The sequence below is a fragment of the Aeromonas aquatica genome (genome assembly GCF_000764655.1).
In the GTDB taxonomy this organism is placed as follows: Bacteria; Pseudomonadota; Gammaproteobacteria; order Enterobacterales; family Aeromonadaceae; genus Aeromonas; species Aeromonas aquatica.
The window spans coordinates 137,048-152,097 of record NZ_JRGL01000092.1; the positions used below are offsets into that span (position 1 = coordinate 137,048).

The window sequence follows — 15,050 nt, forward strand, 5'->3', positions numbered from 1 at the left end:
ATGGAGCCCAGCAAGCGCCGATTGTTATCCGGCATTGCCGCCATCACCGCCGGGGCGGCCCTGATCCCCGTCGCTCAAGCCCGGAGCCCGCGCCATGCCCCAGGCGCCCGTCCAGCCATAGGCCGGGGCGATCCCGGCAAGCGTTACGGCATGCTGATCGACTTGCGCCGCTGCGTCGGCTGTCAGGCCTGCACAGTGGCCTGCACCATCGAAAACCAGCCCCCCCTCGGCCAGTTTCGCACCACCGTCAGCCAGTACGAGGTGAGCGACGTGGCGGCCCTCGATGCCCCTGCGTCTCTCTTTATGCTGCCGAGGCTCTGCAACCACTGCGCCGAGCCCGCCTGCCTCGACGTCTGCCCCACCGGCGCCACCTTCCAGCGGGACGACGGCATCGTCGTGGTCAACAACGACTGGTGCGTCGCCTGCGGCTACTGCGTGCAGGCCTGCCCCTACGACGCCCGCTTCATCAACCACGAGACCCACGCCGCCGACAAGTGCACCTTCTGCGCCCACCGGCTGGAGGCGGGGCTCCTGCCAGCCTGCGTGGAGAGTTGCGTCGGTGAGGCGCGCATCATTGGCGACTTGAACGATCCCGAGAGCCAGATAAGCCGCCTGCTGCGCGAACACGAGCCGGCCCTCAAGGTGCTCAAGCCCGAGGCCCATACCCAGCCGCGGGTCTTCTATCTCGGCATGGACGAGGCCTTCGTCAGCAAGGTAGACGGCAACCCGGCCCTGCGCACCCTGCTGACCGACGATGGCAAGGAGATAGCCCATGACCATTAACGAACTGCTGGCCCCGGATCAACCCATCACCTGGCTGCCCTGGGCGGTGCAATATTTCTTCCTCATCGGATTGGCCTACGGGGCGCTCTGGCTCGGAGCTGCCGCTCTGTGGCGCAAGGCGCCGGATAGTCGGCTGCAGACCCTGGCGGCGGTGCTGATGATGGGGGCAGGGGTGGTGGCCCCCATCGCCCTGACGGCAGATCTGCACCAGCCCGCCCGGGCCTGGCACTTCTACGCCCAGACCCGCGTCGGCTCCATCATGTGGTACGGCGCCTATCTGCTGCCCCTGTTCAGCCTGCTCTCAATGCTGTTTGGCTGGCTGCTGCTAAGGCCCAACCTGGCCAGGCGTGGGGAGGATCATGACAGGGTCGCCGCCCTGGCGCGGCTGCTCTGCCTGGGACATTGGCCCAGCGAGCCCTGGCTCAAACCGCTTGCCCTGATGGCGGCTTTGAGCGGGCTCAGCATAGCCCTCTACACCGGGCTCGAGACCATGGCGGTGCAGGCGCGCCCGCTCTGGCACACCCCTTGGCTCCCATGGTTGCTGGCGCTGAGCGCCGTGCTGGCGGCCCAGAGCGCCCTGCTGCTGCTCAACCGGCTGCTGGCGGGCTGGCAGGGGCACACCGAGGCGGGGCTGCTGCGCCAGATCCGCCCGACCCTGGCCCTGCTCGCGCTCTCCCTGCTGGGCTGGGCCCTGTTTGGCGGCGCCTCGGCGGCGGAGGCGAGTGCCCTCTATCGGCTGGATCCGAGCTGGCGGCTGGCAGCCCACTGGCTGCTGTTGACCCTGGGCCTGCTCGGCCTGCTGCTGCTGGCGGGGCACAGGCTCTCTTTGCGCCTGCAATCCTGGGGGGTGGCGCTGCTGGCGCTGCACCTGGTGTGGGGCCTGCGCTGGCTGGTGCTCATTCAGGGGCAACTCGTCCCGAAATACGGGGCCGGTGTCTATGTCTACCAGATAGCCTGGGGGCCGGCCGGGGTGCTTGGCATCCTCGGCACCTTCGGCCTGCTGCTGGCCCTGCTGGTGGCGCTCTCCGAGCTGGTGCGCGCCTCGGCTCTGCCATCCGTCACACATTCATCCGCCACCCAGGCATCCACCACTCATTCCGCTCGCGAGGCACTCTGATGGATCACAGCAAACGCAAGTTTCTCAAGGGGGCCGCCATCGCCGGGGGCACGGGGCTCTTCGTGGCCGGTTACAGCGACACCCTCAAGCAGGTGGTGAGCGGGGTGGCCACCGGCAGCTCGGGCAAGCCGACCCGGGATCCCATCCACGGCAACTCCCTGGCGGTGGAGTACAGGGTCGACGGGCAGGGGGAGCTTCACCCCAACCCGAACCAGCGCCTCGCCAACACCATGTGCCTCGGCTGCTGGACCCTGTGCGGGGTGCGGGCCCGCATCGACAACGAGAGCGACAAGATAGTACGCATCCTCGGCAACCCTTATCATCCGCTCTCCGCCCTGCATCACATCGACTTCAAGACGCCGGTCAAGCAGGCGCTGATCGCTACCAGCGGCTATCAGGAAGGGGGGCTGGACGGCCGCTCCACCGCCTGCGCCCGGGGCAACGCCATGCTGGAGCAGCTCGACAGTCCCCACAGGGTCACCCGCTGCCTCAAGCGGGTCGGCCCCCGTGGCAGCGGTCGCTGGCAGAGCATCCCGTTCGAGCAGCTGATCGAGGAGGTGGTGGAGGGGGGCGATCTGTTCGGGGAGGGTCAGGTTGAAGGGCTCAGGGCCATCCGCAACCTCGCCGAGCCGCTCGATCCCGCCAACCCGGAATACGGCCCCAAGGCCAACCAGCTGCTGGTGAGCAACGCCTCGGACGAGGGCCGCGATGCCTTCATCAAGCGCTTCACCTTCAACGGCTTCGGCACCCGCAACTTCGCGAACCACGGCGCCTACTGCGGCCTGTCGTTCCGGGTCGGGGCCGGCGCCCTGCTGGACGATCTGGAGAAGAATGCCCACCTCAAGCCCGACTGGGACGAGAGCGACTTCCTGCTGTTCATGGGCACCTCCCCCCAGCAGTCCGGCAACCCCTTCAAACGCCAGTCCCGCCAGCTGGCGGCGAACCGGGCGCGGGAGGGCAAGCCGTTCTCCTACGTTGTGGTGGCGCCCAGCCTGCCCAACACGGTGAACATGCCGTCCGCCCCCGCCAACCGCTGGCTGCCCATCAGGCCCGCCACCGACTCGGCCCTGGCCCTGGCCATGCTGCGCTGGATCATCGACAACGACCGCTACGCCGAGCCCTTCCTGGCGGCACCCAACGCAGAAGCTGCCGAGCGAGCCGGCTATCGTGGCTTCAGCAACGCCAGCCATCTGGTGATAAGCGACGAGTCGCACCCCCGCTTCGGCCAGATGCTGCACGCCAGCGATCTGGGGCTGCCCCACAGCGGTGAAGCCTATGGCGAGGGGGATGAGGTGTTGGTGGTCGAGGAGGGGAGTGACGAGCCGACACCGGCCGGCCGTTGCGAGCGGGCCCGACTCTGGGTGGCGCGCAGCATTTCGACCCCGGGCGGGGAGTTGGCGGTCAAGAGCAGCTTCCAGCTGCTGGCCGAGGCGAGCCGGGAGCACACCCTGGAGCAATACAGCGCCGAGTGCGCCGTGCCGGTGGCCGACATCAAGGAGCTGGCGCGGGAGTTCACCAGCCACGGCACCCGGGCGGCGGTGATCACCCACGGCGGCACCATGAGTGCCAACGGTTTCTACACGGCCTGGGCCATCATGATGCTCAACGCCATGATAGGAAACCTCAACGCCAAGGGCGGCGCGGTGGCGAGCGGCGGCAAGTTCAATCCCTTCGGGAGCGGGCCGCGCTACGATCTGGAGAGCTTCCCCGGCATGGTCAAACCCGCAGGTGTCTTCCTCTCCCGCTCCAAGTTCCCCTACGAGAAGACCTCCGAATATCGTCGCAAGAAAGAGGCGGGGCAGAACCCCTATCCGGCCCACGAGCCCTGGTTCCCGATCTCGGGCCCGCTGCTCGGCGAGCACCTGACCGCGGCAGTGAGCGGTTATCCCTACCGTGCCAAGGCCTGGATCAACCACATGGGCAACCCCCTCTACGGTCAGGCCGGGTTGCACCAGGCCATAGGTGAACAGCTCAAAGACCCCAGGGTGCTGCCGCTGTTCATCAGCATCGACAGCTTCATCAACGAATCCTCGGCGCTGTCTGACTACATAGTGCCTGACACCTTGACCTACGAGTCCTGGGGCTGGGCAACCGCCTGGCACGGGGTCATGACCAAGGTCTCGACCGGGCGCTGGCCTGTGATCGAGCCTAGGGTGGTCAAGACCGCCGAGGGGGATCCCGTCTGCATGGAGTCCTTCCTTATCGCGGTGGCTAAACGTTTGGAGCTGCCGGGCTTTGGGGAAGGATCGGTCAAGGGGGAAGATGGCAAGCTGCATGGGCTCAACAAGGCGGCGGACTTCTCCCTCTACGGGGCGGCCAACGTCGCCTACCTCGGCCAGCCGGTGCCTCCCATCGGCGCTGAAGACCTCGCTTGGTCCGGGGTGGAGCGGATCCTGCCCACCCTCAACGCCACCCTGAGCGCGGAGGAGGCGAGCCGCGCCGCCTATCTCTACGCCAGGGGCGGGCGCTTCGAGCCGGTCGCCAAGGGGCGCGACGAGGCGGGTCAGCCGAGCAAGCGCTGGCCCAAGCCCCTGATGCTGTGGAACCCGGCGGTGGGCAGCCGCCGTCACAGCCAGAGCGGCCAGTTCCTGAGCGGCACCCCGCGCTTCTTCCTGGCCCAGCTCGCCGATGGCACGCCGCTGAGCGAGGCGTTCAAGCCGGCCCAGTGGCCCCTGCTGCTCACCAGCTACAAGTCCCACACCATGAGCTCCATGAGCATAGGTTCGGATCGCCTGCGCCAGGTGAACCCCAGCAACCGGGTGCGGCTCAACTCAGAGACGGCGACGCGCTTAGGCATAGAAAGCGGGGACAGGGTGCGGGTCAGCACCCCCAATGGCAGCGTGATCGGGGTGGCCGAGTGCGTGGCCGGGGTGCAGAGGGACGCCATCGCCATCGAGCACGGCTTCGGTCACAAGGAGCTGGGGGCGCGGGCGCACTGGGTAGACGGCAAGGAGGTAGTCGCCAGCCCCTTGCGCGGGGCCGGGGTCAACCTCAACGATCTGGCGGTGCTGGATCCCAGCCGCCACGGCCGCTACCCCCTGGTGGACTGGGCCATCGGCTCCTCGGCGCGCCAGGGCCTGCCGGCCCGGGTCGACAAGCTGGTGTAGCGCCAGATGCAAAAAGCGGGGCCATCATGGCCCCGCTTTTCATTGAGTGGATCACTTGTCCAGTTCGAAGTCCACCCACACAAGGCGGTGATCCGAGCTGACCCCCTTGGCGATGCCTAGCTTGGCGTCATACACCAGGTGGTAGCCGGGCTCGAAGCTGGCGGGCCAGAACACCCCCGAGGCCACCGCATTGAGGTTGGCTGAGGGGATCAGGTGATCGAGCTGCAGGCCACTGCTGCTGGTGATGCGCTCCGGGGTCGGCCTGTTGTTGTTACGCTTGCACTGATCCGGCTGGCTGGCGAGGCACTCGGGACCCCCCTGGCTCACCGGAATGAGGGCGCCGTTGGTGACCGCCTGGTTGACCAGCACATGGTTGTGCAAGTCCTGGATGGCGGTCAGATCCCCGTCGCCGAGTTGGGGATCGGCGTTGAGATCCCCGGCGATGACGAAGCGAGCGCCCTCGGCCAAGCCACCCGCCTTACCCGCGTCATCCACCATGTAGCTGGCGGCTTCCACATAGTCCTGCCAGAAGGCGACCTCGGCCCTGTTGTGCTTGACGTTGTGGCGCGCCGCGTTGCCGAAGATGGGCGGGGTCGGATGGGAGATGAGGAAGTGGATCACTTCTTCCCCCTTGGCGGTCTTGACCCGCACCGGCACGTCCGCGTGGTTCTTGGAGGAGAGCGGGAACTGGGCCCAGGCCGCGGCGTCATACCAGGGCTCGCCACACTGGCGGCCGGCAGGGATCGGCGCCTTGGGGTTGTTGCAGTCGTCGATGACGGGGTTGACTTCGCCCGGCATGTCCTTCCACTTGAAGTGCTGGAAGGTGCGGATCCCTTTGGTGTCGATGGGATACTGGGACATCACCGCGAAGGCGTACTGGCCGTGGTAGTTGCCAAAGCCCCAGGCGTCATCCGGCCCGCTATTGCGCTTGCCGTCCAGATTGAGGTCATGACCGCTCATCAGGCCGGTGTTGGTGGCGAAATTCTGCATCACCGGGTAGCTGATGGCCTGCACCTCGCCGTGCTGGGCATGGGCCAGGTAGTTGTCGTTGAACGCCTTCAGATCGGCGGTGCTCTCGCCCTTGCCGTCGTTGTCGAATTCGTTCAGCAGGAACACATCCGGGCGGGTACGCTGCACTATCTCGGCGATATTGCGGATCTGCTGCACGTCTTTGGCGCGGGTGATCTCGGTCTGGCTGAGGCTGCCGTCACCGGCCTGATAGCGGGCCAGCAGGGCATCCTGAGCGGCGCGGTCCAGCGCCAGCTCGGCGCTCAACATGCCGGCAGCGGTGCGATCGAAGGAGAGGTTGAAAGTCGCGAAGCGAACCATGGGGATCGGGGTCTCTGAGTCATTTTGGCTGTTACAGCCTGCCAGCATTCCGAGGGAAATGGCAGCGGCGACCAGGGTTTTGTTGATGTTTTTCATTGTAATATTCCGTAGCATCAAGATGTTATGCCTCTGTAGGGTCAAGTGAGGCGCGGACATTATAGGGATGTCGATCGCAAGAGGGGCTCTGAATGGGCCAAACTGTGTGTCCATTCACAAAGTGCCGTGAAAAACGCCATAAAAAGTGTCGTTAAAAAGGGCGCCAAGAGTCGGAACATGAGGTCAGTCAGGGTGCAGCGATAAATCCTGCTGTGAATGAACCTGGGTCTGAATCTATTCACCATAGCGTTGGGAGGGAGGCGGGATGAGTCGGCAGCAAACGGCCCTGGTGGTCGAGGGGGGCGCCATGCGCGGCATCTTCGCCGCCGGGGTGTTGGATGCCTTTCTGGCGAAGGGGAAGACGGCCTTCGATCACTGCATCGGGGTCTCGGCGGGGGCGGTCAACCTGGCGGCCTATCTGGCCGGTCAGCAGGGGCGCAACCACAGGGTCATCACCGATTACTCCTGTCGCCCCGAGTTCATCAGCCTGGCCAAGTTCCTGCGCGGCGGCCACTGGCTCGATCTCGACTGGCTGTGGGAGATCACCATCCGCGAGATCAGGCTGGATCTCGCGCGCTTCGCTGCCAACCCAGTGCCGCTGACCGTGGTCACCACCCGGGTCTCGGACGGCCAGGCCGCCTATCTCAGGGGGAGTGCAGAGGCGCTGGAGCAGCAGATCAAGGCCTCCTGCTCGGTGCCACTCGCCTATCGCGACTTCGTGCACATAGGGGGGGAGGCCATGACTGACGGCGGGGTGGCGGACTCCATCCCGGTGCGCCACGCCTACGAGCAGGGGGCGCGGGAGATCACTGTGGTGCTGTCCCGGCCGCTCGGCTACCGCAAGAGGGCGCCGCGCTTGCCGGCCCTGCACCGCCACCTGCTGCGCCGCACCCCGGCGCTGGCCGAGGCGAGCCTCGTGCGTCATCGCAGCTACAACGACGCTATCGACTTTATCCGCCAGCCGCCGGCGGATTGCCGCATCCGGGTCATAGTGCCCCCCGCGGGCTTTCGGGTCGGCCGCATGACCACGGACAGAGACAGGCTGGAGCAGGGCTATCAGATGGGCTGGCAGGCGGGGTTGGCCTATCTGGCCGAGAGCGGGTCGGCCAGCCAGGGCGCTGGGGCAGAGCGGGGACGCTAAGCCTCAGTTGGCCGCCCGACGCAGGGCATTATTCTTCGGGTGAATGTCGGCATCACGGACAGGCACAGCATGGATGGACTGCGCCAGCCAGTCCCAGTCCAGGGGCGGGGTGCCGGCCTTGAAGCGCTGATAGGCCAGCCCCTGTTGCACGGTCAGGAACAGGGTCGCTGGCAGGCCGAGACGATTGAGGTAGCGCACCATGACCTCACCCCGATAGGTGCAGAGGCGCTGCTGCAGTTCGGGCAGGGTCAATCCGTGTTCCTTGCCCGTTTCATCCCAGATTTCAAACATGTGAGGTCGCTCCTTGCGATGAGGAGTCCACTGTTTCGAAAAAAGCGGGGGAGGGCAATTGTCAGATCTGACAGTGCCAAATGGCATCTAGCCATAAAAGCGAAAACCCGGCGCTGGGCCGGGTTTTCTGAAGGATGGTGGAGGGAGAAGGATTCGAACCTTCGAAGGCAGAGCCGTCAGATTTACAGTCTGATCCCTTTGGCCGCTCGGGAACCCCTCCACAGGGGTACTACTTTTTTTACATACAGCTCAGGAAGATGGTGGAGGGAGAAGGATTCGAACCTTCGAAGGCAGAGCCGTCAGATTTACAGTCTGATCCCTTTGGCCGCTCGGGAACCCCTCCACGGGGTATTTTCCTGATTTTTCGCACTTGAATGGTGGAGGGAGAAGGATTCGAACCTTCGAAGGCAGAGCCGTCAGATTTACAGTCTGATCCCTTTGGCCGCTCGGGAACCCCTCCCCAAGTGCGAGGCCGCATACTACCAGATCCGGTAAGGTTGTGAACCCCTCAGGCCCATTCTGACGACAAAAAAATATCGTTTGGTTATTTTTTGATTTATTCAGCTCAAAATTCACGCTTTTCAATGACTTTCAGGGGGCTGTGCGCAGCCGCCGAGGCGCGGATATGGACGGGTGATTGGCGGCAGGGAAGAGGCGGCAAAGACAAAAGGAGGAGATGAAAAAGAGGAGCCAGCGATGGCTCCTCTTTTTGTTCATGCCGCAGCGTCTTGTCTATGCACGCAGTGGCGGCCTGGCTCAGGCCTCGGTGCGGGCCTGCTGGCAGCCCGCGACGGCGTGGGCGATCAGCTCCAGCGCGCTCTGCTCACAGGGTGGCAGCTCGGCATCGCAGTGTGCAATCGGGGTGACTCTGTCGCCCCACTTGATGAGGGCGGCGCCCCAGGTCAGGCCGGCCCCGAAGGCGGCGCTCAGCAGATAGGAGTTCGGCTTGACCCGGCCCTGCTCCAACGCCTCGCACAGGGCGATGGGCACGGTGGCGGCCGAGGTGTTGCCGTAGTGCTCTATGTTGACCATTACCTTGTCCATGGGGGCGTTCATGCGCTTGGCCAGGGTCTCGATGATGCGCATGTTGGCCTGGTGCGGGACGATGAGATCGACCTGTTCTGGGGTGATGCCGGCCTGAGCCAGCACGGCACCGGTGGCCTCGCCCATGCCGCGTACGGCCCGCTTGAAGATCTCCTGCCCCTCGAAGTTGAAGGTAAAGAGGCCGTCGATATCGGCAAAACGCACCCGATCGGTACCAAAATTCGGCACGTGCAGGATCTCGCGGGCCTCGCTGTCGCAGCCGAGCTTGTTGGCAATCAGGCCGGACTCGTTGTCGCTCGCCTCGATCACCACGGCGCCGGCGCCGTCACCGAACAGCACGGCGGTGTCGCGTTTGGCCCAGTCCAGCAACTGGGTGAGGCGCTCGGCGCCGATCACCAGCACCTTGCTCATCATGCCGGTCTGGACCAGAGAGGTGGCGACCGAGAGGGCGTAGACGAAGCCGGTGCAGGCGGCATTGAGATCGAACACCGCCGCCCGGTGGGCACCGAGGGCTTGCTGCACCGCGGAGGCGCCGTTGGGGACCAGGGTGCCGGGAGTGGCGGTGGCCAGGATGATGCCATCGAGCTCAGCGGCGTCCAGACCGGCGCAGGCCAGGGCGCGGCGACCGGCCAGGGTGGCCAGTGCCTGGGTGCTGACGTGAGAAACCCGGCGTGCCTTGATGCCGGTGCGCGGATAGATCCACTCATCCGAGGTGTCCATGATGGTGCTGAGATCGTCGTTGGTCAGCACTGCGGGGGGCAGGCACTTGCCCCAGCCGGTGATATTGGCGTATTTCATCTTGTGGTCGCTTCTCGTTATGAGTCGCCCGTGGACGGGCAATCGGACGATTATGCCGCAGGGGTCAACCAGTGTCATCTGGTGGTCATATTACCGCAGGGGCATGAGGGGAGTGGCGAACAAGGCGGTGATTTTGCTTAAAATAGCGCCCCGCCTTGGCCTAAGATGGGGCTCAGGACCGGCTCTCTTCCCCGAGGTGATGTTAGTGCACAAAGCGAATCTCAATCTGTTGCCGACCCTCAAGATCTTGCTGGAGACCCGCAACATCAGCCGGGCGGCCGAGCTGCTGCACCTGAGCCAGCCCTCCATCAGCAAGCAGCTGACCCAGCTGCGCAGCGAATTTGGCGACGAGCTGCTGGTGCGGGAGGGGCAGCGCTGGCTGCTGACCCCGAGGGCCGAGGGCCTGGCGGCCCAGCTTGCGGATTCCCTCGGCGCGCTGGACCGGCTCTACGCGGCGCCCGGCTTCGAGCCCGGCCGCTGCGAGCGGGTGTTCCGGCTCGCCTCCTCTGACTATGTGGCCCAGCACATACTGCCGGACATCTGCGCGGCGCTGGCCAAAGCCGCGCCCCTGGCGGCCCTCGAATACAGCCTGTGGGACAAGCGCCAGCTGCCGCAGTTGTGGCAGTCCGAGCTGGATCTGGTCTCCACCATCACGGATCTGGTGCCGGATCAGATCCGCGGCCTGCATCAGGGGGAGGACAGGCTGGTGATCCTGATGGGGCGCCACCATCCGCTGTCCGGCACGGCGCCGACCCTGGAGGATTACCTCGCCTGGCCCCACCTGCAGGTGAGCGGCGGCGGCGACAAGGACAGCCCGGTGGAGCGGGTGCTGGCGCCGCAAGGCCTGAGTCGGCGCTGGTTTGCCCGGGTGCCCTTCTTCCAGGCGGCGGTGGAGGTGCTGCTGCGCACCGACTGCCTGATGACCACCCCGGCCCACATCGCCTGGCAGCTCTCCCGGGAGCACGAGCTGAGCTTCTGCGATCTGCCCTTCGCCACCCGTTCCCAGCAGTATCATCTGCTGTGGCACCAGCGCCATCATCAGGATCCGGCCCACCGCTGGTTTCGGGAGCTGGCCTATCCCTTCCTGCGGGATCACCTGCAGCGCACCGTCGACGAGAGCCGCAAGACCCTGGGGCGAAAGCCACAGGCAACAGGCCCCGGGGTCTAAATAACCCTGAACTCCGGTATCAAATAGTCGATTGTGCTGTTTCATCACCATTGGCTATGGGATCTATTCATAACTTTCACTTCTTGCATGATGTTGTCCCCCTTAACCTGAGGACCGACATCCATTTTCAGGTGAGCAAGGAACGGGTATGGAATTGACGAGTTGGCTGGCACTGGCGGCAATTTGTGTGATGGGGGCCATCAGCCCGGGGCCCAGTCTGGCGCTGATCATCCGCAATACGGTGCAGGGCGGACAGGGGCATGGGGTGGTAACGGCACTTGGCCATGGGCTCGGGGTCGGCATCTACGCGCTGATCACCGCCTTCGGCCTCTCGCTGCTGATCACCCAGACCCCGCTGCTGTTCGACATCATTCGCTACGGTGGCGCCGCTTTCCTCGCCTGGCTTGGCATCAAGGCGTTGCTGGCGAAACCCGCAAGTGGCGGGGCGGAAGAGGAGGGCCATGGGCTGAAGGGTCGCCAGGGGGCGTTCGAGGGCTTCATGGTGGCCTTCTTGAACCCCCAGCTCGCCATCTTCTTCATCGCCCTGTTCAGCCAGTTCGTCCATGCGGACACCGGCTGGCGCGAGGGCATCATCATTATGCTCACCGCGGGGGGCATAGACGCCGTCTGGTACGTGCTGGTGGCCTTGGTGCTCTCCCGCGGCCCTGTGCTCGCCTGGCTCAAGGCGAAGTCCTTCGTCATCGACAAGATCAGCGGCCTGGTGCTGTTGGGGCTGGCGCTGAAAGTCGTGATCTGAGGTGCTCCCACGGCCGAGCCATCGCGGTCCTGACGCAAGGCGAAACCCTTCGTCATCGATAAAGTCAGCGGTCTGATGTTGATCGACCTGGCGCTCAAGGTGGTGATCTAAACCCGCGTTTGGCGCCAGGGCAGCCCGCGCAATCTCTCTGCTCCCTTCTCCCCTCGCGGGAGAAGGGTTGGGGATGAGGGGGGGGCATATAAGCTTGCCTCGGCCCGGCGAGAGCCGCATCTTCTGCTCCGGGGTTGCCGCGGATCCAATCCTGTATCTTGCGGTGATCTTAAGCGGGATCAAGGCAGGGAGGCGCTGTCCTCGCTAGAGTGGCACCTTTGCTGCCGCCTGCGAACCAGACCTATGCACGATCAGACCCAGAATCGCCTCGAACTGCTGGCCCCGGCCAAGAACCTCGCCTACGGCATCGAAGCCATCAACCATGGCGCCGATGCCGTCTACATGGGCGGCCCCGCCTTCGGTGCCCGCAGCGCCGCCGGCAACTCCCTCGAAGACATAGAAGCGCTGGCGCGCCATGCCCACCGCTTCGGCGCCCAGGTGTTCGTCGCCTTCAACACCCTGCTGCACGACCACGAGCTGGAGCAGGCCAGACGCCTCACCCACCAGATCTACGAAGCCGGGGCCGATGCGCTGATCGTGCAGGACATGGGGCTGCTGGCACTGGACTTGCCCCCCATCGCGCTGCACGCCAGCACCCAGACCGACAACCGCACGCCGGAGAAGGTGAAGTTTCTACAAGACGTGGGCTTCTCCCAGGTGGTGCTGGCCCGCGAGCTCTCCTTGGAGCAGATCCGCGCGATCAGCGCCCAGACTAATGTGCAACTGGAGTTCTTCATCCACGGCGCGCTCTGCGTCTCCTACAGCGGCCAGTGCAACATCAGTTATGCCCGCACCGGCCGCAGCGCGAACCGGGGCGAGTGTGCCCAGCTGTGCCGCTTGCCCTGCTCGCTGCAAAAGCCGGACGGCGAGGTGCTGGTGGAGAGCGGCCACCTGCTGTCGCTCAAAGACATGGATCAGACCGACAACCTGGAGGCGCTGATCGCCGCGGGCATCCGCTCCTTCAAGATAGAGGGGCGGCTCAAGGGGCTGGACTACGTGAAGAACGTCACCGCCTGGTATCGCCAGAAGCTGGACGCCATCCTGGAGAGGCGCCCGGATCTGGTGGCGGCGTCGGCGGGTCGCTGCTCCTACGGCTTCACGCCGGATCCGAAGAAGAGCTTCAACCGGGGCAGTACCGACTACTTCCTGCACGGTCGCCAGCCGGGGATCGACTCTCCCAGAAGCCCGAAATACCTGGGCGAATCCCTCGGTCGGGTCAGCAAGATCAGCCGGGACGGCATAGAGATAGAGGGCAAGGCCCTGAGCCTCAACAACGGCGACGGCCTCGGCTTCTTCAAACCGAACGACGAGCTGGTGGGGATGCGGCTGAACAAGGTAGAAGGCAAGCAGTTACTGCTGTCGGTGCCCGTGCCCGGGCTCAAGGTCGGCGCCGAAATCTACCGCAATCACGATCAGGCCTTCAGCAAGCTGCTGGAAAAGCCGAGCGCGGATCGCCGCATCCGGGTCGATATGCGGTTATCGGAGTGCGACGCCGGATTGCGGCTCGCGCTCTGCGACGAGCAGGGGGTGGAGGCCAGCGTCACCCTGGCGTACGACAAGCGGCCTGCCGACAATCCCGAGCGGGCGCTGCAGCAGGCGCGGGATCAGCTCGCCAAGCTCGGCAACAGCCTGTTCGTGGCGCGCAAGATTGAGTTGGCATTCACTTCTCCCCTGTTTATTGCCGTGTCCATGCTCAACGGCCTGCGCCGGGACGGCATAGCGGCGCTGGAGGCGGCACGTCTCGCCAGCTACCGACGACCAGAGCGGCGCATCGCGCTGCGGGATGTGGCCTATCCCCAGCATCGGCTCTCCTACCTTGGCAACGTGCTGAACAAAGCTGCCGAGGACTTCTTCCGTGAGCACGGGGTGGAGCGCATCGCCCCCGCCTATGAGGCAAACAAGGAGGAGGGGGAGGTGATGCTGATGATCACCAAGCACTGCATCCGCTACAGCCAGCACCTCTGCCCCAAGGAGGTGCCCGGCCTCAAGCCAGAGCCTCTCGAACTCAAGATGGGCAAGGACAGTTTCCGCCTGCGCTTCGACTGCAAGCGCTGCGAGATGCAGGTGATGGGGAGTTTGAAAAAGTAATCCGTTTGCGGCCTCTCACCCTAGCTCCCTTACTAGGGGAGAGGAGATCAATCTGTATAGTGCCATCCATTACCAGCGGTGGTATCTACTCCCTTTTCCCACTTACTTTTGAAAAATGGGGGAGGGGCTGGGGATGAGGGGGCGTAAATGTGCAGTGTTCCAGGGAAGAGTGTTTTCGACTGAACTGTCTGAAAATTCTCTTTCCGAACGTCTGATTACGCCTCGCTTATCAAACCAGCGGCTCTGAGTTTATGAAATCCAATATTTACCAAGCGAGATTAAATTTGTTATTACATATCCAAATTGGCTTCAATGGTCCAGTCATTATCTATCCTGTGCGGTGTAGGACCTCGTGGCTGCATTCTCTGCGAGTGATCCTGTTTGGCGATAAAGTCAGATGAAAAATGTGGCCATTTCTATATCCAAAGGGGGAGGTAGCCAGAATCCTTACCTGTAGCGGAGGTATGCAATGATAGTACTGTTTATTCTTGTGTTGGCTATCGTCACTCCGGCCGTCATCCTGCTGGCTACCGTCAAGCTCACAGAGGCAGAGTACGCACCTCAAAGTCAGTCCATCACTTCATCGATTTTCACAACCGTAAGATACTGGGTTGCTATCGGTTATACGGGATTTCTGTTCACAGGGGCACTTGGAGGCATCTTGGTTGCGACGACGAGTGAATACGGAGGTTACAGTATCCCTGGTTGCAATTTCTACGATGCGCTTCTCTACGGTGCTCGTTGCCAAGGTTTTAATGGTGCGTGGGTAGCTTCTGCTGTTCTTAACTTCGTGCTATTGATTGTGCAGTTGTCGGCAGCCTCGCTATCCTCCCCATTCTTTTTCCCTATAGCCCTCCTGCTTTGGACACCCCCCATCTACATCATCTATTTATGCGTTAGACGATTGAGGTGTCGGAGGGAGTAGTTTCGTAGATTGTTTAAATTTATAAAGACTAAGGTTTACTAAACGATATCAATGTTTTTATTCCATATCAAAATTAATTTCGATGGCCCAGTCACTCTTTATCTATCTTGTGCGATGGATGCAGACATAACAGTGTTGGGATTAAGGGGGAAGAGTAATTGCGCCAACGCCAATCGATGGATTGTAAAATATAGCCAGCAGTCTGTCGGTGCGGGTAATGCATTGAGGGCGGTGCATTTTCCATATTGCCTCTAGAACAAGTACTGTAGGGGCTACCTGTAGTGGTCAACTAAAT

General features: G+C 63.5%; 10 protein-coding genes and 3 tRNA genes. 7 read left to right on the top strand and 6 right to left on the bottom strand.

Annotated features, from left to right (window positions below):
• The 3 genes from dsrO to LG30_RS0110465 are packed head-to-tail and all read left to right on the top strand — an operon-like array spanning window position 1 to window position 5,007.
• On the top strand, window positions 1–783 hold the full coding sequence (gene dsrO / locus LG30_RS0110455; RefSeq protein WP_033130634.1) for a sulfate reduction electron transfer complex DsrMKJOP subunit DsrO: 783 nt from the start codon (window positions 1–3) through the stop codon (window positions 781–783).
• A complete protein-coding gene (gene nrfD, locus LG30_RS0110460) occupies window positions 773–1,900 on the top strand; it encodes an NrfD/PsrC family molybdoenzyme membrane anchor subunit (RefSeq protein WP_033130635.1) in 1,128 nt (375 codons plus the stop codon). The genes dsrO and nrfD overlap by 11 nt, the downstream gene beginning before the upstream one ends.
• Entirely contained in the window at window positions 1,900–5,007 is a 3,108-nt protein-coding gene (locus LG30_RS0110465) for a tetrathionate reductase subunit A (protein WP_033130636.1), read from the top strand. Before nrfD ends, LG30_RS0110465 begins: the two co-directional genes overlap by 1 nt.
• Before the next feature lie 51 nt (window positions 5,008–5,058).
• Here the strand turns inward: LG30_RS0110465 and LG30_RS0110470 are convergent, their stop codons facing one another.
• On the bottom strand, window positions 5,059–6,432 hold the full coding sequence (locus LG30_RS0110470) for an endonuclease/exonuclease/phosphatase family protein (protein ID WP_033130637.1): 1,374 nt from the start codon (window positions 6,430–6,432) through the stop codon (window positions 5,059–5,061).
• 265 nt (window positions 6,433–6,697) lie between these two features.
• Between LG30_RS0110470 and LG30_RS0110475 the strand changes: the two genes are divergently transcribed.
• On the top strand, window positions 6,698–7,573 hold the full coding sequence (locus LG30_RS0110475; RefSeq protein ID WP_033130638.1) for a patatin-like phospholipase family protein: 876 nt from the start codon (window positions 6,698–6,700) through the stop codon (window positions 7,571–7,573).
• 3 nt (window positions 7,574–7,576) lie between these two features.
• On the opposite strand, the gene LG30_RS0110480 is transcribed toward LG30_RS0110475, so the two are convergent.
• From LG30_RS0110480 to LG30_RS0110500, 5 genes are all read right to left on the bottom strand, one after another.
• The gene (locus tag LG30_RS0110480; RefSeq protein WP_033130639.1) at window positions 7,577–7,864 is read right to left on the bottom strand and encodes a hypothetical protein; all 288 of its coding nucleotides are present in this window, start codon (window positions 7,862–7,864) and stop codon (window positions 7,577–7,579) included.
• A 135-nt stretch (window positions 7,865–7,999) separates the two neighbouring features.
• Window positions 8,000–8,084: transfer RNA gene (locus tag LG30_RS0110485), tRNA-Tyr, on the bottom strand.
• A 38-nt stretch (window positions 8,085–8,122) separates the two neighbouring features.
• Window positions 8,123–8,207 (bottom strand) — tRNA-Tyr (locus LG30_RS0110490).
• A 32-nt stretch (window positions 8,208–8,239) separates the two neighbouring features.
• Window positions 8,240–8,324, bottom strand: a tRNA-Tyr gene (locus LG30_RS0110495).
• A gap of 296 nt (window positions 8,325–8,620) precedes the next feature.
• The gene (locus tag LG30_RS0110500) at window positions 8,621–9,706 is read right to left on the bottom strand and encodes a ketoacyl-ACP synthase III (protein WP_033130640.1); all 1,086 of its coding nucleotides are present in this window, start codon (window positions 9,704–9,706) and stop codon (window positions 8,621–8,623) included.
• Between the two features lie 205 nt (window positions 9,707–9,911).
• Between LG30_RS0110500 and LG30_RS0110505 the strand changes: the two genes are divergently transcribed.
• From LG30_RS0110505 to LG30_RS0110515, 3 genes are all read left to right on the top strand, one after another.
• A complete protein-coding gene (locus LG30_RS0110505) occupies window positions 9,912–10,874 on the top strand; it encodes a LysR family transcriptional regulator (protein ID WP_033130665.1) in 963 nt (320 codons plus the stop codon).
• Window positions 10,875–11,022: 148 nt separating this feature from the next.
• Entirely contained in the window at window positions 11,023–11,631 is a 609-nt protein-coding gene (locus tag LG30_RS0110510; protein WP_033130641.1) for a LysE family translocator, read from the top strand.
• A 354-nt stretch (window positions 11,632–11,985) separates the two neighbouring features.
• On the top strand, window positions 11,986–13,830 hold the full coding sequence (locus LG30_RS0110515; RefSeq protein ID WP_033130642.1) for a peptidase U32 family protein: 1,845 nt from the start codon (window positions 11,986–11,988) through the stop codon (window positions 13,828–13,830).
• Window positions 13,831–15,050: the final 1,220 nt, after the last annotated feature.

Excerpts from the sequence above, each read along its gene's own strand:
- LG30_RS0110510 (WP_033130641.1), top strand. The coding sequence starts at position 11,023 with ATGGAATTGACGAGTTGGCTGGCACTGGCGGCAATTTGTGTGATGGGG.
- LG30_RS0110470 (WP_033130637.1), bottom strand. The coding sequence starts at position 6,432 with ATGAAAAACATCAACAAAACCCTGGTCGCCGCTGCCATTTCCCTCGGA.
- LG30_RS0110475 (WP_033130638.1), top strand. The coding sequence starts at position 6,698 with ATGAGTCGGCAGCAAACGGCCCTGGTGGTCGAGGGGGGCGCCATGCGC.
- dsrO (WP_033130634.1), top strand. The coding sequence starts at position 1 with ATGGAGCCCAGCAAGCGCCGATTGTTATCCGGCATTGCCGCCATCACC.
- LG30_RS0110500 (WP_033130640.1), bottom strand. The coding sequence starts at position 9,706 with ATGAAATACGCCAATATCACCGGCTGGGGCAAGTGCCTGCCCCCCGCA.
- LG30_RS0110480 (WP_033130639.1), bottom strand. The coding sequence starts at position 7,864 with ATGTTTGAAATCTGGGATGAAACGGGCAAGGAACACGGATTGACCCTG.
- LG30_RS0110515 (WP_033130642.1), top strand. The coding sequence starts at position 11,986 with ATGCACGATCAGACCCAGAATCGCCTCGAACTGCTGGCCCCGGCCAAG.
- LG30_RS0110465 (WP_033130636.1), top strand. The coding sequence starts at position 1,900 with ATGGATCACAGCAAACGCAAGTTTCTCAAGGGGGCCGCCATCGCCGGG.
- nrfD (WP_033130635.1), top strand. The coding sequence starts at position 773 with ATGACCATTAACGAACTGCTGGCCCCGGATCAACCCATCACCTGGCTG.